This is a genomic window from Streptomyces mirabilis (assembly GCF_039503195.1).
Lineage (GTDB): Bacteria > Actinomycetota > Actinomycetes > Streptomycetales > Streptomycetaceae > Streptomyces > Streptomyces mirabilis_D.
This window is the reverse complement of the sequence record NZ_JBCJKP010000001.1, coordinates 5,571,122-5,590,210: the sequence shown is the minus strand read 5'-3', so window position 1 is coordinate 5,590,210 and position 19,089 is coordinate 5,571,122. Positions and strand designations below refer to the sequence as shown.

The 19,089-nt window shown below is 69.6% G+C and carries 17 protein-coding genes and 2 pseudogenes; 11 read left to right on the top strand and 8 right to left on the bottom strand.

The genetic code is table 11. The annotated features are described in order from the left end of the window. Window positions 1-183: 183 nt before the first annotated feature. From AAFF41_RS25900 to AAFF41_RS25890, 3 genes are all read right to left on the bottom strand, one after another. Window positions 184-441, bottom strand: a complete 258-nt coding sequence (locus tag AAFF41_RS25900; RefSeq protein ID WP_319750207.1) for a hypothetical protein — start codon at window positions 439-441, stop codon at window positions 184-186. A gap of 205 nt (window positions 442-646) precedes the next feature. Further along, window positions 647-2,965 carry a peptidoglycan recognition protein family protein gene (locus tag AAFF41_RS25895; protein ID WP_343324695.1) on the bottom strand — a complete coding sequence of 773 codons (2,319 nt, stop codon included), beginning with the start codon at window positions 2,963-2,965 and terminating at the stop codon, window positions 647-649. 289 nt (window positions 2,966-3,254) lie between these two features. Continuing rightward, complete coding sequence (locus tag AAFF41_RS25890) at window positions 3,255-5,456, bottom strand: transglycosylase domain-containing protein (protein WP_319750205.1); 2,202 nt, start codon at window positions 5,454-5,456, stop codon at window positions 3,255-3,257. Window positions 5,457-5,719: 263 nt separating this feature from the next. Here AAFF41_RS25890 and AAFF41_RS25885 point away from each other — a divergent pair, with 263 nt between their 5' ends. After that, complete coding sequence (locus tag AAFF41_RS25885; protein ID WP_319750204.1) at window positions 5,720-5,995, top strand: hypothetical protein; 276 nt, start codon at window positions 5,720-5,722, stop codon at window positions 5,993-5,995. 475 nt (window positions 5,996-6,470) lie between these two features. On the opposite strand, the gene AAFF41_RS25880 is transcribed toward AAFF41_RS25885, so the two are convergent. Further along, on the bottom strand, window positions 6,471-6,986 hold the full coding sequence (locus tag AAFF41_RS25880) for a DUF1877 family protein (protein WP_319750203.1): 516 nt from the start codon (window positions 6,984-6,986) through the stop codon (window positions 6,471-6,473). Window positions 6,987-7,095: 109 nt separating this feature from the next. Between AAFF41_RS25880 and AAFF41_RS25875 the strand changes: the two genes are divergently transcribed. From AAFF41_RS25875 to AAFF41_RS51665, 9 genes and pseudogenes are all read left to right on the top strand, one after another. Then, the gene (locus tag AAFF41_RS25875; RefSeq protein ID WP_319750202.1) at window positions 7,096-7,545 is read left to right on the top strand and encodes a hypothetical protein; all 450 of its coding nucleotides are present in this window, start codon (window positions 7,096-7,098) and stop codon (window positions 7,543-7,545) included. A 125-nt stretch (window positions 7,546-7,670) separates the two neighbouring features. Further along, window positions 7,671-8,303, top strand: coding sequence for an RNA polymerase sigma factor (locus AAFF41_RS25870; RefSeq protein ID WP_319750201.1), 633 nt, complete (start codon window positions 7,671-7,673; stop codon window positions 8,301-8,303). Between the two features lie 87 nt (window positions 8,304-8,390). After that, on the top strand, window positions 8,391-9,161 hold the full coding sequence (locus AAFF41_RS25865; protein WP_319750200.1) for a hypothetical protein: 771 nt from the start codon (window positions 8,391-8,393) through the stop codon (window positions 9,159-9,161). A 508-nt stretch (window positions 9,162-9,669) separates the two neighbouring features. Further along, complete coding sequence (locus AAFF41_RS25860; protein ID WP_319750199.1) at window positions 9,670-10,443, top strand: polysaccharide deacetylase family protein; 774 nt, start codon at window positions 9,670-9,672, stop codon at window positions 10,441-10,443. A gap of 182 nt (window positions 10,444-10,625) precedes the next feature. Further along, window positions 10,626-11,522: a COG4705 family protein gene (locus tag AAFF41_RS25855; protein WP_319750197.1), complete on the top strand. Its 897-nt coding sequence runs from the start codon at window positions 10,626-10,628 to the stop codon at window positions 11,520-11,522. A 277-nt stretch (window positions 11,523-11,799) separates the two neighbouring features. Beyond that, window positions 11,800-12,858: a zinc-dependent alcohol dehydrogenase family protein gene (locus AAFF41_RS25850; RefSeq protein ID WP_343324694.1), complete on the top strand. Its 1,059-nt coding sequence runs from the start codon at window positions 11,800-11,802 to the stop codon at window positions 12,856-12,858. 480 nt (window positions 12,859-13,338) lie between these two features. After that, window positions 13,339-13,524 (top strand): hypothetical protein, encoded by a 186-nt coding sequence (locus AAFF41_RS25845; RefSeq protein ID WP_319750195.1) that lies wholly within the window; start codon window positions 13,339-13,341, stop codon window positions 13,522-13,524. A 184-nt stretch (window positions 13,525-13,708) separates the two neighbouring features. After that, window positions 13,709-14,719: a polyphosphate kinase 2 family protein gene (locus AAFF41_RS25840; protein ID WP_343324693.1), complete on the top strand. Its 1,011-nt coding sequence runs from the start codon at window positions 13,709-13,711 to the stop codon at window positions 14,717-14,719. A gap of 66 nt (window positions 14,720-14,785) precedes the next feature. Next, window positions 14,786-15,034 (top strand): annotated as a pseudogene (locus AAFF41_RS51665) (cation-transporting P-type ATPase); the annotation flags it as partial. Window positions 15,035-15,043: 9 nt separating this feature from the next. On the opposite strand, the gene AAFF41_RS25835 reads toward AAFF41_RS51665, so the two are convergent. Beyond that, window positions 15,044-15,259 carry a hypothetical protein gene (locus tag AAFF41_RS25835; protein ID WP_343324692.1) on the bottom strand — a complete coding sequence of 72 codons (216 nt, stop codon included), beginning with the start codon at window positions 15,257-15,259 and terminating at the stop codon, window positions 15,044-15,046. Between AAFF41_RS25835 and AAFF41_RS51660 the strand changes: the two are divergent. Continuing rightward, a pseudogene (locus tag AAFF41_RS51660) lies at window positions 15,183-15,955 on the top strand (cation transporting ATPase C-terminal domain-containing protein); the annotation flags it as partial. The gene AAFF41_RS25835 and the pseudogene AAFF41_RS51660 overlap by 77 nt on opposite strands. 43 nt (window positions 15,956-15,998) lie before the next feature. On the opposite strand, the gene AAFF41_RS25820 reads toward AAFF41_RS51660, so the two are convergent. The 3 genes from AAFF41_RS25820 to AAFF41_RS25810 all read right to left on the bottom strand — a co-directional run bounded on the left by AAFF41_RS25820 (window position 15,999) and on the right by AAFF41_RS25810 (window position 19,003). Beyond that, entirely contained in the window at window positions 15,999-17,003 is a 1,005-nt protein-coding gene (locus AAFF41_RS25820) for an MASE1 domain-containing protein (protein ID WP_319750189.1), read from the bottom strand. Window positions 17,004-17,073: 70 nt separating this feature from the next. Continuing rightward, window positions 17,074-17,943 (bottom strand): PP2C family protein-serine/threonine phosphatase, encoded by an 870-nt coding sequence (locus tag AAFF41_RS25815; RefSeq protein ID WP_319750188.1) that lies wholly within the window; start codon window positions 17,941-17,943, stop codon window positions 17,074-17,076. A gap of 298 nt (window positions 17,944-18,241) precedes the next feature. After that, entirely contained in the window at window positions 18,242-19,003 is a 762-nt protein-coding gene (locus tag AAFF41_RS25810; RefSeq protein WP_319750187.1) for an SDR family oxidoreductase, read from the bottom strand. Between the last annotated feature and the right edge of the window lie 86 nt (window positions 19,004-19,089).

Here is a 19,089-nt window from a genome sequence, read left to right as displayed (position 1 = left end):
AGGCGATCACCGCGCACTGTGCGGTTCACCGGACAACCACGGTGGACAGCGGCGCGAAATGCGAGTGCGAGTTCGATTCTCGTCACCCGCTCCATGATGAAACCCCAGGTCAACGACCTGGGGTTTGTTTGTTGTCCAGCCCGGTTCCATCGCGAGAGGGGACTGCTCTCCCGGAACAGGCACTCATGTGGCCGGCGTCTCGCCCGCCTTGTCCGCGACCCCGACAGCCAGCAGCGCCTCGTCCGCCGAGCCCAGGAAGCCGAGTGACTTCTTGTCGATGACCCAGACCGTGCGGCCGTCGCGCTCCTTGAAACTCAGGCCGATGCCGGAGCGGCCGGTGTAGTTCTTGGCGTCGGTGACGACCGAGACGCCCGGGATCTTCGCGGCCGCGCGGTAGAGCGTGGCGTCCAGTTCGGGCAGGAGCGTGGCGTCGGGCAGCATGTCGCCGATCTTCTCCAGCGCCGCCGCTGGCTGGCAGGGCTACAAGGCCCTGTACTGACCGGCCGCGACAGGTCGCGTCCGTCGTTCGGTCCTCACCGTGAAGTCGGCCTTCACGACCGCGTACGCCGGATCGTGAAGGCCGATTTCGTGCTGGGGGACCGCATGCGCCGGTCGGCGTGGCGCGCTGCGCCTTCGCGGGCTTGGGCTACTTGATGTAGACGAGGCTGTCGGTGGTGACGGTGGGACGGCCGCTGGTGCCGACCACGACGATCTTGATGGTGTGCTTGGCGCTGCTGGACCAGGTCTTGGTCCAGATCGCCTGCCGGTACAGGGTGGTGGAGGACTTCAGGTCGACGGTGGAGATCTTGGTGCCGTCGACATAGACGTACGCCTGGCCGGAGCTGGCGGCGCGGGAGACGACCCAGGCGGCGGAACGGCCGGTGAAGGTCCAGGTGAGGCTGGCGCCCTTGGAACCGCTGGAGTAGGACTGGCCGCCGAGGTAGCTGGTGGAGGAGCGGGTGGTCCAGCTGCCGGACTTCGTGGCGGCGGTCTCCTGCAGTATCACCGGGGTGTACGAGGGCGAGGACGTGCGGTAGTTACCGGCGTAGTCGTAGGCCCGCATCGACCAGATGGTGGCGGCACCGGACTTGGCGGTGCTGTTGGAGGTGGTGGTGGTCGGGCCGAAGGTGGCGGTGGTGGGGGACAGCAGCTTCACGTAGCGCAGGGCCTTGTCGTCGGTGGCCTTCCAGCCGAGAGTGACCGGGATGGCGCTGGTGCTGACGGTGCCGGAGCGCAGGGAAAGATTCGGGTTGGTGGTGAAGGTCGGTGCGGTCGTCTCCGCGACGACGGTCAGCGCGGCACTGGTCGCGGTCCTGCCGGACTGGTGCACGGCCCGCACGGCGACAGTGTGGCTGCCCAGGGCCAGGGTGACGCCGGCGGACGTGGCGGTGCCGGAGGTGGTGGCGACGCTCTTGCCGTCGACCAGCAGCTCGAACTTGGAGATCAACGACGCCGGGGTGGTGGCCGTCCAGCGGACGGTGATGCCGCCCTTGGTGTAGTACGTCGAGCCCGAAAGGGCCGCGCCGTCGACCGAGCCGACCTTCAGGCCCTGCACCGGGCCGGATGCCCAGGTGCGGATGGTCGGCAGTTGGTCGTAGAGCAGGCCGCCGGGGCACTGTGTGTTGTAGCCGTCCCGGTGGCCGGAGATCCGCTGGAAGGTGTACTTGCTGCCCGCGGTGAAGTTGGTGTTGAAGTAGTTGTGCTGGTCCGCGCCCGCGGTCAGCTGGGTGGTTCCGGCGGGATCGGCGCCGTACTGGCCGAGCTTCCAGGCCGCCAGGCGGGCGACTGACGCCAGCGTGGCGTTGGTGGCGCTGGTGGTGGTGTAGTCACCGAGCACCGCGACGCCCGCGGACTCCCGGTTCCAGCCGTAGGTGTGTGCGCCGAACACCGGAAGGTCCACGCCGCCCTTGCGGCCCTCGAAGATGGTGCCGCATTTGTCGACGAGGAAGTTGTAGCCGATGTCCTTCCAGCCGCTGACCTGGACGTGGTAGGCGTAGATGCTCCGGATGATCGACGGCGAGTCGGCGCAGGTGTAGTCGTTGGCCCCGTCGGTGTGGTGGACGAAGACCGCCTTCACGTCCGCGTTGTACTCCGGCGCCTCGGGGCTGATCGACTCGTCGGCACCCCAGTCGGCGCGCGAGACGATCGGCGGTTCGGGCACGGTGGACGGCGGTGCCGAGGGCGGCGCGCTGGAGGACGTGCTCGGCGACGGCGACACGGAGTCCGTGGGGGACGCCGAGTCGGAGGGCGAGGCGGAGTCCGTGGGGGACGCCGACGCGGAGGGCGGGACGGAGTCGGTGGCCGCCGGCGTGGTGTCCGTCGCGGCCGGGGATGTGGCGGTCTGGCCGTCCGTCGGCGCGGCGGTGGTGCCGTCGCTGGGCGTGGCGGAGTCGGTGGGCGCGGATGCCGTGGCGCCGGGAGTCTCATCCGCGACGAACGCGGCAGGCTCGGCCGCGCTACCGCCGGTCTTGGTCTCGGCGTCGGTCAGCACCCCCGGGTCGACCAGGTTGACCTCGAGGTCCTTGGGCAGAGCGGAGCTGCTGCTGCCGTTCTTGCGGATGACCTGCACCTGCATGCCGTCGGACGGGCCGACCCACAACGGCTCGGATGCTCCGCGCACCCCGACGCCGGGGTTCTCCAGCGGGTCGGCGTTCAGTTCGAGGTCCTGCCAGGCGCTCCACTGGCCGGTCTTGAGGCTGCGGGTGCGTACCTGTGCCGCGCCGTCGAGCCGCTTGGCCGCCCCCGTCCAGGAGACGCCGAGCATCGAGAACGGCTGGGTGTCCGTGCGCGGCAGCTCCCGCTTGTCGCCTGTGCCGCCTTTCAGTGCGAGGTCGTACACCTTCGCCGGCCGCTTGGCCCGGCCGGCCGCGCCGGGATCCGAGGACGGGCTGGCGACGGCGTAGGTCACCACGCCCCCGCCTCCGAGGACCACCGCACCGAGCGTCAGCCACGCCCGTCGTTTCATGCTCAGCGATCTGTACACATGCGACGTACGACGACCCACCACGTATCCACCCCTAGAAGGCCCGGAAAGGCCACAGAAAAAGGTCACATGAGGCACACCTGGCACACAGGTGGCCGCCCTCTACAGCGCATCGCGTCCGACGAACATCACGGGGCGAGGGGCGTCAGTGACGCAGATCACTCCGATGGCGATGTGTCATGCGTGCCACGGGTGGTGCGGGCCGTCGAGGTCCGTCCGAGTGAGGCGGGTGATCGGCTGATGCCTCCCGCCGTGGCCGACGCCGGCGCGGTCAACGGCACTTGTGATGGCGGCACTTGGGGGGTGCTGTCGGAGCGCCCGGTGTGGGGGCGGCAGTGGCGGTGGTCTTCTTGCCGCTCTTGCCGCCCCGCTTGGCGGGGGCCGCGGACGGGGAGGGCGTGGGAGCACCGGGCTCGTCGGCGCCGCGGCCGAGGGGTGCGGGCGCGGGGAAGGGTGCGTCGGGCAGGCCGGCGAGGGCGTCGCGCATGTACTGGATCCAGATCTCGGTGGGGATGTCGCCGCCGAACACCTTCTGGAGGCCACCGACGCCAACCAGGGACTGCAGCTGCGGGTGGTTCGAGTCCTCTCTGAAGAGGACGACAGAGGTGGCGAGTTGCGGGGTGTAGCCGATGAACCAGGCGGAACGGTAGTCGTCGGTGGTTCCGGTCTTGCCCGCCGCGGTCCTGCCGAGAGCCTGGGCCTTGCTGCCGGTGCCCCGGGCGATGACGCCCCTGAGCACGTCGGTCACGTTCCCGGCGACCGCCGCCGGCAGGGCCCGCACGGGGGCCGGGGCGGAGAAGCCGGCCAGTACCGAGCCGTTGTGGGTGACCTTCGTGACCGAGTACGGGGTGGCCTGCATCCCGTCGGCGGCAAAAGTCGCGTACACGCCTGCCATGCGAATGGCGCTCGGTGTGGAGGTGCCGATGTAGAAGCCGGCGCTGGGGGCGGCGAGGCTGCTCGGGCGCAGGCCGAGGGACTGTGCCGTCCTCGCCACGTTCCCGTAGCCGACGTCCTCTCCCAGTTGCACGTACGGCGTGTTGACCGACTGCTCCATGGCCTTGCGCAGAGAGATGTAGCCCCAGCGCTGGGGGGTGTCGTTGTGCTGGTGGAGGAGCCCGGTGGGGTCCTTGGGATCGACGACGTCGTTGCCCTGCTGGTCCTTGATCTTGATGCCGTCGTCACCGTTGAACTTGCCGGCCGGGGTGATCGGCTCGGGTGACGTGCCGGGTCGCAGTACCGCTCCGTGCTGGAGTGCGGCGGCGAGGACGATGGGCTTGAAGGTCGATCCCACCGGGACGCCGGAGGTGTCGGCGTTGTCCGAGTAGTGGGCGTGGTCGAAGCCGGGTCCGCCGTAGACGGCGAGGATCCTGCCGGTCGTGGGTTCCACCGAGGCGGCTCCGACCTGGACGTCCCGGTCGACCGGCCGGTGGGCGGGGTCGAGGCGTTGCCCCCGCACCGCGGCGACAGCCCTCGTCAGTTCCGCCGTCCTCTTCCTGTCGAAGGTGGTGTGGATCTGGTAGCCGCCCCTGCTCAGGCCGCTGTCGGTGATGGTCGGGTCGTGTGTCTCGGCATAGGACCTGGCGAGTTGGACCAGGTAGCCGGTCTCGCCCGTGAGCCCTGAACCGCGGGTCCACTTCCTGGGGGTGGGGAAACCGGCGGCCGCGTACCGTGCCCGCCGGCCGGGTGTCAGCCTGCCGGTCTTCACCATCCGGTCGAGCACCCAGGACCAGCGTGCTTCCGCCTTTGCCCTGGCCGCGGGATCGGAATCCGCGTACTGGAAGAGACTCGGCTCGTTGACCGCCGCGGCGAGGAAGGCTCCCTGGCTCGCGTCGAGCCTCTCCACCGGGAGGCCGTAGTACATGCGCGCCGCGGCCTGGATGCCGTTGGCCTGACGACCGAAGAAGCAGGTGTTCAGATACCCCTGGAGGATCCGCTCCTTGGTCATCCCGGCACCGATCTTGGTGGAGATCAGCAGTTCCTTGAACTTGCGTGAGACCGTCTGCGACTGGTCCAGGTAGGTGTTCTTGACGAACTGCTGGGTGATCGTCGAGCCGGACTGGACGGAGCCGCCGGCGGCCATGTGGACGACGGCGCGGAGGATTCCCCGCGGGTCGATGCCCGGGTCGGTGTAGAAGGAGGCGTTCTCCGCGGCGATGAAGTCCCACCGCACGTCGGCGGGTACCTGTGAGAGCGACACGTTCTGCCGGTTGACGCTGCCGTCGGTCGCCAGGACCGTGCCGTCCGACCAGTAGTAGACGTTGTTCTGCAGCAGTGTCGTGGGATTGGGGTCGGGGATGGTGACCGTGGCGTAGGCATAGCCGACGGCCGCTGCCGTGGCGCCGAAGAAGAGCAGGAAGAGCGAGAGCAGTTGGCGCACCGACGGCAGCCAGCGGCGCGGGCCCGTCGTGCCTCGGCGCGGGTAGTCGATCCGGCGTTTCTTCTGTGGCGCCCTGCTGCGGGCACGGCGTGGCATGTCCTGTCGGGGGGCCTGGTCACGATGTGCGGCCCGGTGGCCCGTGGCGCGGTCACCTCCGGCACGCGTGCCGCCGACGGAGCGCTGCGGCGGTCGGCGCCTGTGTCCGCTCATGGGCTCTGATCACTGTCCTCTCAGTACGACTGCGGTGTCTTGGACGGTCCGGGCTGCCGGAGACCGGGGTGGGGTGAGGGCTGTGGAAGGCCGCCCGCACGACCCTTGCGGGTGGAGATGGGGGCGGAGCGGCGGTCGAGGCCCGGGACGTGATCCTGGTGGGCGCTGCGGTGGGCCGGGACGTGGCCGCAGGCGCGGTGGAGACGGCCGACCGGTCGGTGGGACCGGGGGTCTTCTGCACCGCGGGGCCGGAGTTCCGCTGCCCTGCGGTGGGACTCGCGGTCCCTGCGGAGTGGCCCGTGCCGGGCGAGGCGTCGGGCGCGGTCGCCCGGGGCGTGGTCGGGTGCGTGGAGTCCGACTGCGGGACGAACGGAGAACTGCTGCCGGGTCCGCCCGGCATCGTGCTGAGCAGCAGGGCGACGTAGCCGTCGGCGGGGATCACCAGCGTCCCCGTCGCATGGGTGCTGTACTCCGAGTGTGTCCCCTGCGCGAGTTCCACCGAGTTCCAGGACATCGTGACCCGTGCCGACGCCGGCGCCGTACTCGTGGCCGTAGGCATACGCGTGCCCGGCATCGCCGTACGGATCCTCGCCGTACGCCCCGCCGCTTTCGTCCATCCGCCGCACGAGTCGTGCCCCCTGTCCCGGCCGACCGACACGGTCGTCCGCATGGAAAGAGCGCACTCGGCCGGAAGTGTTACACCTCGGCCTCGCCGTCCGTACCTGCTCGACCGCGGGGAACGAGCCGGACGAGAGGTGAGCAATCATGACGACGGCTTGCCTGGGGCCCGCCTGCGGGAGAACGGCCGACGGGGAGCAAGCGTGCTGTTCGCCCTCGGCGAGGCGGACACGCGGCGCCTCTGTCGGCCGAGGATTCCTGACCCGCGCCCCTACACGCGCCTCAGGTCGGCAGCCATTTCACCACCGCGTCCCCGCACTCGGCCGTCCGTGCGTAGAACGCTCTCAATTCCTGGTGCGCCACCGCGAACGCGTACCACGTCTCGGGCTCCGCGGTCGCGCCGCCGTAGCGCGGCAGCAGTTCGGCGCGGGCGAAATCCCACAGCACGTCGAAGTCGGCCATGGCCAGGAACCTGGCCACCCGGCGGGCCTGGGCCGCCGTCAGCACCAGGAACGGCGACTTGTGCCGGTCGGCGCGGAACACCGGCCGACCACCGAGCACCACCTGGGTCTGAGGCCGGTCTTCGGCGGTCTGGGGCCGGTCTGCGGCACGATGCGCGGGAGCGCCGGCGTAGATGCGTTCCTGGTCCAGATAACGGTTGTCCAGCTCCTCTTCACGGTGCCGGCCGACCCGACGTCGGACGGCCTCCGAGTCGTCCTCGAAGAGTCGTTCGAGCCAGGTCGTACTGTTGCGCAGTGCGGGAGGCGGCACCGCTCGCAGACGGAGGTACGTACTCATGCCAGAGGGAGCGCACGGGGACGCCGAAGCATTACGCCGCCCGCGCCGGCTGCCGGGAATCCCCCGCGGCCGCGTAACGGATCGACCGCCCACCTCGCTCTCTTCGTATGTGACGACAGATCAGGAGACGAGACCCCCTGCGGCGGCCAGGCCCGTGCGGTGGGCGGCGGACACGGTGGCGACGATGCGGGAGGGGGCACGGCTGCGCCTCGACTACTCGGCATCGAGCCTGTGGCCCGTCGACCGGATGATCGACGACCTGCGGCAGGAGGACACGCCCTACGCCGCCGTGGAGAGCGTGCTGCGCGGCTTCGGGGCGTATGCGGGTGAGGTGATCGTCCGCCAAACGGACGCCGAGTGGTGGGAGGCGGACGGCCACCACTGGATCCGCACGGCCGAGGGACGGCTGTGGGATCCCCTCGACGAGGCCCGCCGCTGCTTCGCCGGGGACGGCTCACTGCGGCTGCTGTGCCGCGACGTGACGGCGGGCGCACCCGAACCCCGGGATCGGCAACCGCGGCAAGGTCCGTCGGGGAGTGCGGCGCCGGCGACGACGTGAAGGGGCGCCCAGGCGTTGTGACATTTCTGTGAGGACAGACGCTGGTCACCATGGGGCCGTCGATGCGACCGGAGCACGGCGGACGGCATGCACTCGCCATGAACCCGGTACGAACGAGGACAGTCTTGGGCCAGGTACGGCAACCCCGGCGTGTACAGGCGTACGACGGGGAATTGGGCGCGGCGGTCGCGCGGGCCCAGGACGGCGACGAGACGGCCTTCGCATTCGCGTACCGGATGGTGCAGCCGGGCCTGCTCGGCTATCTGCGCGGCCTGGTCGGCGACGACGCGGAGGACGTGGCGTCCGACGCCTGGCTGGAGATCGCCCGTGACCTCGGCCGTTTCAAGGGGGACGGGGCCGGGTTCCGCGGCTGGACCTCGACCATCGCCCGGCACCGGGCGCTGGACCATCTGCGCCGCCAGCGCGTACGGCCCCGGGCAGGAGGGACCGAACAGGACGTACTGGACCTGCCCAGCCGGCACAGCACCCATGAAGAGGCCCTGGAGTCCCTGTCCACCCAGCGGGCGCTGGAACTGGTCCGCGGGCTGCCGCGGGACCAGGCAGAGGCCGTACTCCTGCGGGTCGTCGTCGGCCTGGACGCTCCCGCCGCCGCACGCGTCCTCGGCAAGCGCCCGGGAGCGGTGCGCACTGCCGCCCACCGCGGCCTGAAACGCCTCGCCCGCCAGCTGGGCGTCGCCGGTGAATCGGACAAGGGTGTGACGAATGAGGCTTCCCCAACGCTGGGGAAGTCGAAATGAACGACGCCGGCAACAGTGACCGACTGACAGGCATCAGGACCGGAACGCCGAACGTATCGAACCGGTCGAACAGGAACGGAAGCGGACATGGGTGAACGGCAGGGCGGCGACGGAGTTCTGGGCCGTCGGCGTGTGCACCCTGGCGGCGCCGCGTCCGACCCGTGGGAGGTGCGTGACGCCGCCACGCTGGAAACGGAGCTGGGCGCCGTCCTGCTCGAAGGTCATCTCGACCCCGAGGCCGAGCAGCGGGCCCTGATCGCCTTCCGGACCGCCCATGACGCGGGCGCGCACCGGGCGCGTACCCGGCGCCGGGACGACTGGCGGCTGCCTGCGGAGCGGCGTGCCAGGCGTCCTGTGAAGATGACGCTCGGCATGGTGTTCGCCGGCCTCACGCTGAGTGGAGTCGCGGTCGCTGCCATCGGTTCCGTCGGCTCGTCCAAGGACGGTGACGGTGCCGGGCGGGGGACGGCGCATCCGTCGGCGGTCGCCCCGGACCAGCCGGGCGGTGAGGCCTCGTCGGCGCCCTCCGGCGTCCCCGGACCGACGGACGGCCCGGCCACCGCCCAGGACACCGAAGCCCACTGCCGCGCCTACGAGCAGGTCAAGGATCGCGGCAAGGCGCTCGACGCGCGGGCCTGGCAGCGACTCGTCACCGCCGCCGGCGGGAAGGACAAGGTCGCCGCGTACTGCTCCGAGCAGCTGGCGCGGGCGACAGCCACGCCGAGCAGGACCGCCGACAACGGCAGGGCGGGGAGCGCCGGCGCCTCCGGCAACTCCGGCGGCACGGGCAACGCGGCCGGAAACGCCCAGGGAAGCGGCGAGAAGAGCAACGGGAAGGGCAGCGGGAAGCACAAGTAGCCTCCGCCGTGCCCCATGTGCCCTGCTGAAAGGCGAACGCCCCCGAGGAGCTCAGTGTGAGCAGGTCCCCGGTCCCGTCCGGAAGACCGCCGGGGCCCACGTGGTCGTGGCGCGCGGGGCTGCCGTGTGCCAGCCGGACGGAGCCGCGTACCTCCAGCGGCTGTCCCACGCCGTCCGCGGGTGCGACGGACAGCGTCCAGTCGTAGTAGCCGTTCGGCAGGAAAACGCCTTCGGGGATTTTGGAGTCGACGCCGGACCACTCGACGTTCAGCTCACCGCCTGCGGCATCGCCGTCCCGGGTGTCGACGACCTTGCCGGTCGCCTTGCTGCGGTTGGCCGCGGCCGGGCGGTTCGGTTTCGCCCGCTGCTCGCTCGGTTGTCCGGGAACCACCCCGGGATTGTCCTTGATCGGTAACCGACGCATCCCGTGGCCGCCGTTCCTCGTCCTGTCAGATGGTCGCGAAGTGACCAAGGAATCGGCGGGGAACTGCGGGAAAGCGGGGCGGACATGGCGCGGCACAGCGGCGGGCAGGGCTGGTACGGCAAGGTGCTCGGCGCGGCGATCGGGGTGGCGTTGCTCGCCGCCGGTGCCTCGATGTGGGCCGCGCAGGCCGAGGCCGTGAGCGGTTCGTCGCCGAAGGCGACCGCGTCGGCCGCGCCGGGCAGTGGCGTCAAGGCGGTCGCGGTGACCATCGCGCATGCCTCGGACAAGGGGGCGCGCGGCGTCAACATCACCATCGACGACGGCCCCGACCCCGTGTGGACCCCTCAAGTGCTCGACGTGCTGCGGGAGTACGGGGTGAAGGCCACGTTCTGCATGGTGGGGACGCAGGCGCAGGCCCACCCGGACCTCGTGAAGAAGGTGGTCGCCGCCGGGCACCGGCTGTGCGACCACTCGGTGTCGCACGACACCACCATGGACAAGAAGTCCGAGGCCTACCAGTCGCAGCAGATCCTCGACGCCGAACGCATGATCACCGAGGCGTCCGGGGGCGTACGGCCGATGTACTACCGGGCGCCCGGCGGGGCCTTCACCCCGTACAGCCGCACGCTCGCCGCCTCCCGTGGCATGCGCCCGCTGGGCTGGAACGTGGACAGCAAGGACTTCGAGCGGCCGGGTACGGACGCCATCGTCGCCACCGTCGAGCGGGAGTTGCCGGGCGGACCGACACTCCTCTTCCACGACGCGGGAGGCGATCGCGCCCAGACCGTCGAGGCCCTGCGCCGGATCCTCCCCCGACTCAAGGAGCAGGGCTACTCCTTCGGTTTCCCGGTGCGCTGAGCCCCAGCCCTGGCATGCCGAAGAGAACCCGGCGGTCCAGGCCCCTCGACCATCGCTCTCTCGGGTGGATCAGCGCAGTCAAGCGGGAGCGAGCGCCCCCGGTGGGGACCTATGGTCTCGCGGGCGAGGTCTGCGGTCCGCCACAAGGGAGTCGACGGACCGGTGCCTGATGAGGGGCGAGCATGGAAGCGTCAGCGCGCGAGGTTGCCGTGAGCAAGTTGCCGCTGGTCGGCGCAATGTTCTGGGCGACCAAGATCGTGGCCACAACGCTGGGCGAGTCGGCATCGAACTTCGTCACGATGGCGCCATTGAATCTCGGCTACGCCGTCGGCGCGATCATCTTTCTGGTGGCCTTCGCGCTCACCCTGGTGATGCAGCTCAAGGCCGACCGCTTCCGCCCGATGGTGTTCTGGTCGGTCATTCTGACCACCAGCATCGTGGGCACCTCGATGTCCGACTACATCAACCGCACCGCTGGGCTCGGTTACGCCGGCGGCTCGATTCTGCTGACCAGCCTGCTGGCGATCGTACTGATCGGGTGGCGGATGACCGGACAGACCATGGACGTGGAGCGGATCGCCACGACGGAGGGCGAGGTCTTGTACTGGACCGCGACGCTGGTGTCCAACACGCTGGGCACCTCCAGCGGTGACTTCCTTTCCGGCGGTCTGGGTCTCGGCTTCCGCGACAGCTCTCTGTTGCTGTGCGGGGCCATGCTCGTGATCCTCGCCGCGCACTGTCTGACCCCGATCTCGGGCACGGTGCTGTTCTGGGCGGCCTACGTGTTGACCCGCCCGCTGGGTGCGGTGGCGGAGAACGCGGTGGAAAAGCCCGTCGCGCAGGGCGGACTCGGAGTAGGAACCACGATCACCTCATCCGCTCTGCTCGCCGTCCTGGCAATTCTGGTGGGCCGGCAGATGCTCACCGGCCGCCGGCAAACCCACACGGTGGATACCGTCCTCGGACCCGATAGCCGCTGTCACCGGCCCGCTGGTCAATCAACAGAACCTTCTGCGGATGACTACGCGGGCAAAGCCGCCGACACGCCACGCGCACCAGAAGGAAGGCGACCGGGCTGATCGTTCCGAACCGAGTGGGGGCTGAGGCTGTCAACAGGAGACGGACAGGCTGGATTGCAGAGCCTGTCCGTGGCGCTTAGCGTGATGTCGGGGAGGCCAGGGGCTCTCGGGTGCGGTGCGTGCGGTGGACTTGGCAGGGCGCCCGGTCCTCCGCCCTGGCCCCGGATCAGTGCGCCGCGGCGAACGGTCCTCACCACGGACCTCGGCATTGTTCCTGTCCAGAACGCTCGCCGAGTTTCGGGCGCTGAGAGACGGAAGGCCACTCATGCCACGATCCATGCGCGCCCTCGTAGCCGCAAAGGTTGGCGAGCCGGCCGATGTCCTGCGGTTGGAATCCCGTCCTGTTCCCACGCCAGAAGCCGGTCAGGCGTTGATCCGCATGAAGGCGACTCCGATTCACGCCAGTGATCTGCACGTGCTGCGTGGCCGCTACGGCTTCTCCCCCGAGTTTCCCACTGTCGGGGGTCACATGGAATGCGTGGGCCGTATTGAGGCCCTGGGCCCGGACACCGAGGGACTGAAGATCGGCGAGCGCGTGGTGGCCGTTGCCGTCCCGGCGGTACCCGGGCCGCATGTCTCCGGCACTTGGCAGGAATACCTTGTTGCCGATGTACGAAGGCTCCTGCCGGTTCCCGATCATCTGAGCGACTCCAGCGCCTGTCAGCTCGCCGTCAACCCGTTGACCGCGCTGCTCCTGGTGACTCGCGAACTCGACGTACAGCCGGGTGAATGGTTGTTGCAGACGGCCGCGGGCTCCACCGTCGGCCGACTCGTCATTCAGCTGGCCAGGCATCTGGGTGTACGCACGATCAACGTCGTGCGGCGGCGCGATGCCGTCGAGGAGATCAAGGCGCTGGGTGGTGACGAGGTCATTTGCACCGAGGACGAGGACCTGTTGCCGCGTGTGGCCGAGGTTGCTGGATCGTCCGGCGTGCGCAAGGCCATCGACTGTGTCGCGGGCCATGTGGGTGCCCAGGTGTCCCAGGCATTGGCTCCGGGAGGAGAGGTCGTGGTCTACGGCGCGCTCTCCACTCATCGGCAGACCGACCCGGCAGCGCTGACGATCCCGCTGTCGGCACGCTCGGTCATCTACGAGACCAAAGGGGTCCGTGGCTTCTGGCTGAACCGCTGGTTCGGCGCTGCCTCGCCTGCGGATGCGCTGCGCGCGCTGTCCGAGGTTCGCAGTCTCGTCGCCGATGAAGTGCTGAGCATCCCCCAAGGCGAGCCGTTCCCGCTCGAACGCTTCACTGAAGCCATCACGTTCGCCGAAGCACCCGCGCATGGCGCCAAACCGCTCTTCGTCTTCGAGGACGTCCGGGACGAAGACGACAGGTAGGACGCGGCCCGACCGGTGCCGCTGCGGCTGCGGCTGCGGCTGCGGCTGGGCAAGGTCGCCGACGCCCGCGGTACCGCCCGGCTCGGGCAAACCGCACCACTCGGCCAACCGGACCAGGGGCATCAGGCCGGGGCCGCGATCCGACCATGCGACGGCCGGGAGGCGGCCCCGGGTGCCGTTGGCGGATCGCCGCCGGAAGTGGTGGTGCCGGCGGACAGATCCCTGAGGACGACCTTCTGGTGGCCCACGGCGCGACCACCGCGTGGCGTCGGGGCTCAATTGCCTTCGGGAGAAGGCGTGCTGGAAACCTGCGACTGCCCCGTCACCGAGCTGGAGTTCTTCTGGCGCCGGAGCTGTCGATCCCGCAGTAAGGGCGCACTTCGCCGAATGGGCTGTGCACCGCGCTCACCGCGCTCACGGCAATCAGCGCTGCAGCGCGGTTCGTTGGCGGCGGCCCTGGGCGCCGTTCACAGCGGGAGGATGGTCGAGGCCGGCTCGGAGCGCGTGATCGACGGCATCCACACCGCGCCGAGCCTGAGCGAGGGCAGGACCTACAGGCTCAACCTGGTGTGCGTCGGCAAGCAGCTCGGGCAGGCGCACATCAGCCAGCTGTCCACGCCAAGCGTTCGACACCGCCGTGGCCGTCGCCTCACCCGCGGCGGGTGAAACCGGAATCGGGCGCACGATGTGCACTCGGCCTCAGGGGGCGATCTTGTCGGGGCGAGCAGACAATGAGCGCGAGGGAGTCCGGAACTTGGTGCCCGCGAGGGAAACCGGAACATGGTGGCGCGCGGCTGAGGGCCACCTGCCCCTCCGTCGAACGCCGGTCCCGGAAGAGGACTGATAGGTGATGTCGCACGAGAGAGCCGAACGCATCGCGGATTTCATCGGGCCACTACGGGTGGAACCGGGGTCGAAGGTGCGCCTGGACCGGGACTTCGATCCTCGCTACAAGGCAGGTCTGAAGAAGCGGGACGGGATCGAGCTGCTGCGGACCGGGGTGTCGATGCTGGCCGAGTACCAGGAGCGGTTGGCCGCCCAGGACACGTACGGCGTACTGCTCTGTCTCCAGGCACTCGACGCCGGAGGCAAGGACGGAACGATCCGCCACGTGATGAGCGGCGTCAATCCCCAGGGCGTACGGGTCAGCAGCTTCAAGGTGCCCTCCGCCGAGGAACTCGACCACGACTACCTGTGGCGTTACGCCCAGCGGCTGCCCACGCGGGGCGAGATCGCCATCTTCAACCGCTCGCACTACGAGGAGGTTCTCGTCGTGCGAGTCCACCCCGAGAACCTGGTCCGGCAGAAGCTGCCGGACGACACACTCGGGCCGGGCATATGGGAGCGGCGCTACCGGGAGATCAACCACTGGGAGCGCTACCTCACGGACAACGGGTTCAAGGTGGTGAAGATCTTCCTGAACCTGTCCAAGGAGGAGCAGCGCACCCGCTTCCTGAAGCGGATCGACCTGCCGGAGAGGAACTGGAAGTTCTCCGCGGCCGACGTCCGGGAGCGGCGCCGCTGGGACGACTACCAGGACGCGTTCTCCGAGATGCTGTCGGCCACGAGTACGAAGTGGGCACCGTGGTACGTCGTGCCGGCGGACCGGAAGTGGTTCGCGCGGATCTGCGCGGCGGCGGTCCTCGCGCATGCCCTGATGGACATCGATCCTCAGTACCCCGAGGTGGGGGAAGAGGCGCGGAACGAGCTGCTCGTCGCCAAACGGGAGTTGGAGCAGGAAGCCCCCGCGGGGGCCCCGGCCGATCCGTACACCTCCCGGCATCCGTCGGCCTCCCAAGCCACCGACCGGCAGACGAAGAAGACAAAGACGAAGGCAAAGACTAAGAAGCAGCACGGCTAGGGGACCTGTCGGATCGGCGGACGACCGGCCCGGACGCATGCGCGGCCACGGATCGGAGGCAGAGCGATGACGGTGCGGTCGGATTCCGTGGGAGAACAGCTGCGGGCCTCGGGGGACAGCTGGTGCACGCACGCTCCCGAGGAGGTCGTAGCGGCGTTCGACGTCGATCCCGCGGTCGGTCTCTCCGCGGCACGAGCCGCTCAGCTCCTGAGCGCGCACGGCCCGAACTCGCTGCCCGAGGAGAGGCGAACTCCGGCCTGGCGCCGGTTCCTCAGGCAGTACCGCAGTTACCTGCAGATCGTCCTCGTGGCCGCGGCGATCGTCTCACTGCTCATCCAGCAGTGGACCACCGCGATCCTGCTGATCGTCCTGACCCTGCTGAACGCGGTCGTGGGCCTGCGTCAGGAGGGCAAGGCCGAGAGCGCGATGAACGCCCTGCAGTCGATGATGAAAGCCACGGCGCGCGCCCGCCATCAAGGCCGCCGACATCGGTATCGCCATGGGCAGCGGCACGGATGTGGCGAAGAACGCCGGACGCATGATCCTCTCCGACGACAAGTTCGCCACCATCGTCTACGCCGTGGAGCAGGGCAGGAGGATCTACGACAACCTCACCAAGTACATCCGCTTCGTACTGCTCCTGCTGGTCACCTTCGTGCTGACCTTTCTCGGCGCCACCGTCTTCAACATCGCCGCCGGTGAACCCTTCACCCCGCCGCAGGTGCTGTGGATCCACTTCGTGGTCAACGCCTCCTACGGCTTCGCGCTCGGCTTCGACCAGGAGAGCCCCGGGCTGATGCGACGCAGGCCGCGTCCCGGGGGGAGTCGGTGCTCACCCGGCCCGTACTGGTCACGGTCGGAATCGGCGGACTGGCGATCACCGTCGTGCTGCTCGGACTGATCAAGCTCGGTCAGGCCCACTTCGACAGCGTCGAGACCGGTCGGTCGATCGCGTTCACCGCCTTCGCCCTCTGTCTGATCGTGGCCGCGTTCGAGTGCCGCAGCGAGACGGGTTCGGTGCTGACGACGTCCACCTACAGCAAGCAGATGAACTGGGTGGCACTGGCCCAGTTCGCACTCGCGGTGCTGGTGACCCAGCTGGACGGCTTCCGCCGCATCCTCGGGACGACGCAGATCAACGCACGGCAGTTCGGCTGGGCGCTGCTGACCGCCCTCGCGCTCCTGCTCCTGTGGGAACTGGGCAAACTCCTGGCCCGTCGGGCGAGAGGCACCTGACGCGTCGGGGCATGCCACCGTCGTAGCTCTTTCAAGGGCGGTGCTACTTCTGCTGATCCCGCCCCTCCGGGCGGGAAGGCGGCCACTTGTCGAGCGTCTCGTCCGGCGCGAGTCGGGACAGCGCCTCCGCCAGGCGCCCGCAGGCCTCTTCGATCTCCTGGAGGGTGCGGTTCTGCTCGGTGACGACCGCCGAGAGCAGAAGGGCCGTCAGTGACACGGTGCCGTTGAAGGCCTGCAGGATGACCATCTTGGCGAGGAGATCGTGACTGGCGAACGGGCCCGCCCCGGCGGCACCCGCGTCGATCGCGATCACGGAAGCGATCAGCGCACAGGGCGCGGCGCCGACCAGCTGGAAGCGGAAGGCGGCCCAGATCAGGAAGGGGACGACGAGAAAGAGAAGGGTGATCGTGCTGTGCGTGGCCAGCACGCTGACCGCGGCCGTGCCGCCCAGCAGGGCGATCGCCTCGACCCCGCGCAGGACGGGTGCGCCGCGTGGCCATCGAGCGGTGCGCGCGGCCAGCAGCAACGGCGCGATGACCAGGACCCCCATCGCGTCGCCCGTCCACCACACCGACCAGGTCGGCCAGAAATCATGGACCGGCAGCGCGCCGGCGGCCACCAGGACTCCCGTACCGACGGTCGCGCTGATCACCATTCCGCTCAGGGCCCCGAGGAAGACCAGCGCCAGAGCGTCCTGCAGCCGGTCGAGTGCGGTACGGAATCCCACGCGCCGCAGGAGGAGGTAGGCGCAGACCGGGGCGAGCGTGTTGCCGACCGCGATGGCGAGCACGGGGAGGATCGACGGCCCGAGCATCACGTTCACCAGGAACGCTCCGAGAGCGATTCCCGGCCACATGCGAAGGCCCCAGAGCAGCAGGACGACGACAGCGACGCCGGTGGGCGGCCAGAGCGGCGTGACCTGCCCTCGTACCAGCTGCTGCTCCAGCCCGATCTTGGCACTGCCGTAGTAGGCGGCCGCGACGGCAACCAGCTGCAGGCCCTTGACGGTGTACCGCCGGAGCCCCTCACCGCGCGTCGCATCGCTCATCCTCGCCCACCACAGCGGTCACACCGGGCGCAGCGTGCCGCACCGGGGTCGTACCTGCCACGCATGCCGCTCATCTTTCGCCCTGCCGCTTGTCCTGGGACCCTCCGGAACACCGCTCGTCCCGGAGCCCTCCGTAACGAAGGACGAGGACCGCGGCGTCGTCGCTGTGGCCGGTGAGATCAGCCACCTTGATCACCTGCGCGGCCAGCTCATCGGGGTCGGTGCGACAGGCGCCGTTGACCAGGCCGACCACCTGCTTGAGGCCTTCCTCGATCGGATAGCTGGGGCCTTCCACCACGCCGTCGGTGAGCAGCACGTAGGCGCCCACGCCGGTGAGCGGTCGGCGGGTCGACGGGTAGCTCTCGCCGGCCCGGATGCCCAGCGGCAGGCCGCCGTCGTTCAGGACGATGTCGCAGCGGCCGTCCGCCATGGCCCAGACGGCCGGGATGTGCCCGGCGCGGGCGTCGGCGAGCTCGCTCGTGACCGGGTCGAAGCGCAGGAACGAACAGGTCACGAACAGCCCGTAGTCCATGGCGACGAGCAGGTCGTTGGTGCGCCGGAGCACCTCCGCCGGATCCGTGGTGGCGGTGGCGACGGCGCGCAGACAGGTACGCACCTGCCCCATGAGAGCCGCGGCCTCGACATCGTGGCCCTGTACGTCTCCGATCACGAATCCCACCGAGCCGTCCGGCATGAGGAAACCGTCGTACCAGTCGCCTCCTATGTCCAGCCCGTCCCGTGCAGGTGCGTACCGTCCCGCCACGTGCAGATAGGGCAGGACCGGCAACTCGGCGGCGAGGACCTGGCGCTGCAGCGCGGCAGCGAGTTCCACGCGGGCCTGCTGGACCTTGATCCGGTCCAGTATCCGGCCGGTGAGATCACCGAGCGTGTTCAGCAGCTCTGCGGTCCCACTGGACGAATCGGTGCGGCGGCGAGGCATGGCATCACATTTCAGATTTTTTCGCATTTGCGCCGTAGGTCACGATTTCACGGTACCCCTGTTACAGGCAGCGCATCCTGCCGACGCACACCGCGCCGTCGCTGCCACGACCAGCGAAAACGGGGCGCCGCGGTCAGCTCACGGTGATCTCCACCGACGTTCCCTGGACCCAGGGATGCCGGGCCACCTTGGAGATGCTGCCGATCCGGATGCGGGACACCCTGACCGGTCTCCAGGTCGCCCACGCCCGAGGCGCTCGACCAGTGGTGCCCGAACGGCGACTGGCCCCGGGCGGTTCTCAGTGCGGGAGGAGTTGCTGGCCGCCGTCGATGTCGTACGTCCCGCCCGTGAGCGCGCCGTTGCACATGATGTGTACGGCGAGAGCGGCGACGTCGGCCGGGCCGACCACCCGTCGGATGGGAAGCGTGGTCCGCAGTTCCTCGCGCCGGGCGTCGAGCCGATCCCCCAGCAGCGAGGCCGACAGGGGTGTGTCGACGAATCCGGCGGCGATGAGATTCACCCGGACCGGCGCCATCTCGAGCGCCAGGTTGGCGACGAGGGCGGGCAGAGCCGCGGTGGCGGCCGACGCCACGGCCATGCCGACACCGGGGCGTCGGCCGCCGGTGCCTCCGATGAACAACAGGGTGCCACCGGCGCGGATCTTGTCACGGCTGTAGAGGGCGACCCCGAGGGCCAGGGCGATGCGCTCGTCGAAGGCACGGCGGGCGTCGGCGAGGTCCATGCTCTCCAACGGCATGTAGTAGGGGCCGCCCGCTGTGACCAGTACGTGGTCGACCGGTCCGTCCAGATCCTGGAAGAACCGCTGGAGGCGGTCGGTGTCGGTGGCGTCGAACGCGGCCGTGCCGACGGGTTCCAGCTCCAGGGCGGCCTGCCGCAGCCGTTCGGGGTTGCGGCCGACCAGGACCAACCGGCCGCCGTCCGCACGTACCTGGCGGGCGGCCTCGAGTCCGATTCCCGCGCTGGCGCCGATGACCACGACCGTCCGGTCGGCGAGGTCGGACCGGCGATGGGTGCCGGGAACGCCGGGTGCGGCGGTCATGAGGAGGGGCCGTCGTCGAGAACGGCATGGCTGTGGCCATGGTTGCTGTCTGTCATCCCTGCCTCCGGATTCGGCCTGGTTCTGCG

Coding starts and splice junctions, on each gene's coding strand:
- AAFF41_RS25900 (WP_319750207.1), bottom strand. CDS start 441: ATGCTGCCCGACGCCACGCTCCTGCCCGAACTGGACGCCACGCTCTAC.
- AAFF41_RS25895 (WP_343324695.1), bottom strand. CDS start 2,965: ATGAAACGACGGGCGTGGCTGACGCTCGGTGCGGTGGTCCTCGGAGGC.
- AAFF41_RS25890 (WP_319750205.1), bottom strand. CDS start 5,456: ATGCCACGCCGTGCCCGCAGCAGGGCGCCACAGAAGAAACGCCGGATC.
- AAFF41_RS25880 (WP_319750203.1), bottom strand. CDS start 6,986: ATGAGTACGTACCTCCGTCTGCGAGCGGTGCCGCCTCCCGCACTGCGC.
- AAFF41_RS25865 (WP_319750200.1), top strand. CDS start 8,391: ATGGGTGAACGGCAGGGCGGCGACGGAGTTCTGGGCCGTCGGCGTGTG.
- AAFF41_RS25860 (WP_319750199.1), top strand. CDS start 9,670: ATGGCGCGGCACAGCGGCGGGCAGGGCTGGTACGGCAAGGTGCTCGGC.
- AAFF41_RS25855 (WP_319750197.1), top strand. CDS start 10,626: ATGGAAGCGTCAGCGCGCGAGGTTGCCGTGAGCAAGTTGCCGCTGGTC.
- AAFF41_RS25850 (WP_343324694.1), top strand. CDS start 11,800: ATGCGCGCCCTCGTAGCCGCAAAGGTTGGCGAGCCGGCCGATGTCCTG.
- AAFF41_RS25845 (WP_319750195.1), top strand. CDS start 13,339: ATGGTCGAGGCCGGCTCGGAGCGCGTGATCGACGGCATCCACACCGCG.
- AAFF41_RS25840 (WP_343324693.1), top strand. CDS start 13,709: ATGTCGCACGAGAGAGCCGAACGCATCGCGGATTTCATCGGGCCACTA.
- AAFF41_RS25835 (WP_343324692.1), bottom strand. CDS start 15,259: ATGCGTCCGGCGTTCTTCGCCACATCCGTGCCGCTGCCCATGGCGATA.
- AAFF41_RS25820 (WP_319750189.1), bottom strand. CDS start 17,003: ATGAGCGATGCGACGCGCGGTGAGGGGCTCCGGCGGTACACCGTCAAG.
- AAFF41_RS25815 (WP_319750188.1), bottom strand. CDS start 17,943: ATGCCTCGCCGCCGCACCGATTCGTCCAGTGGGACCGCAGAGCTGCTG.
- AAFF41_RS25810 (WP_319750187.1), bottom strand. CDS start 19,003: ATGACCGCCGCACCCGGCGTTCCCGGCACCCATCGCCGGTCCGACCTC.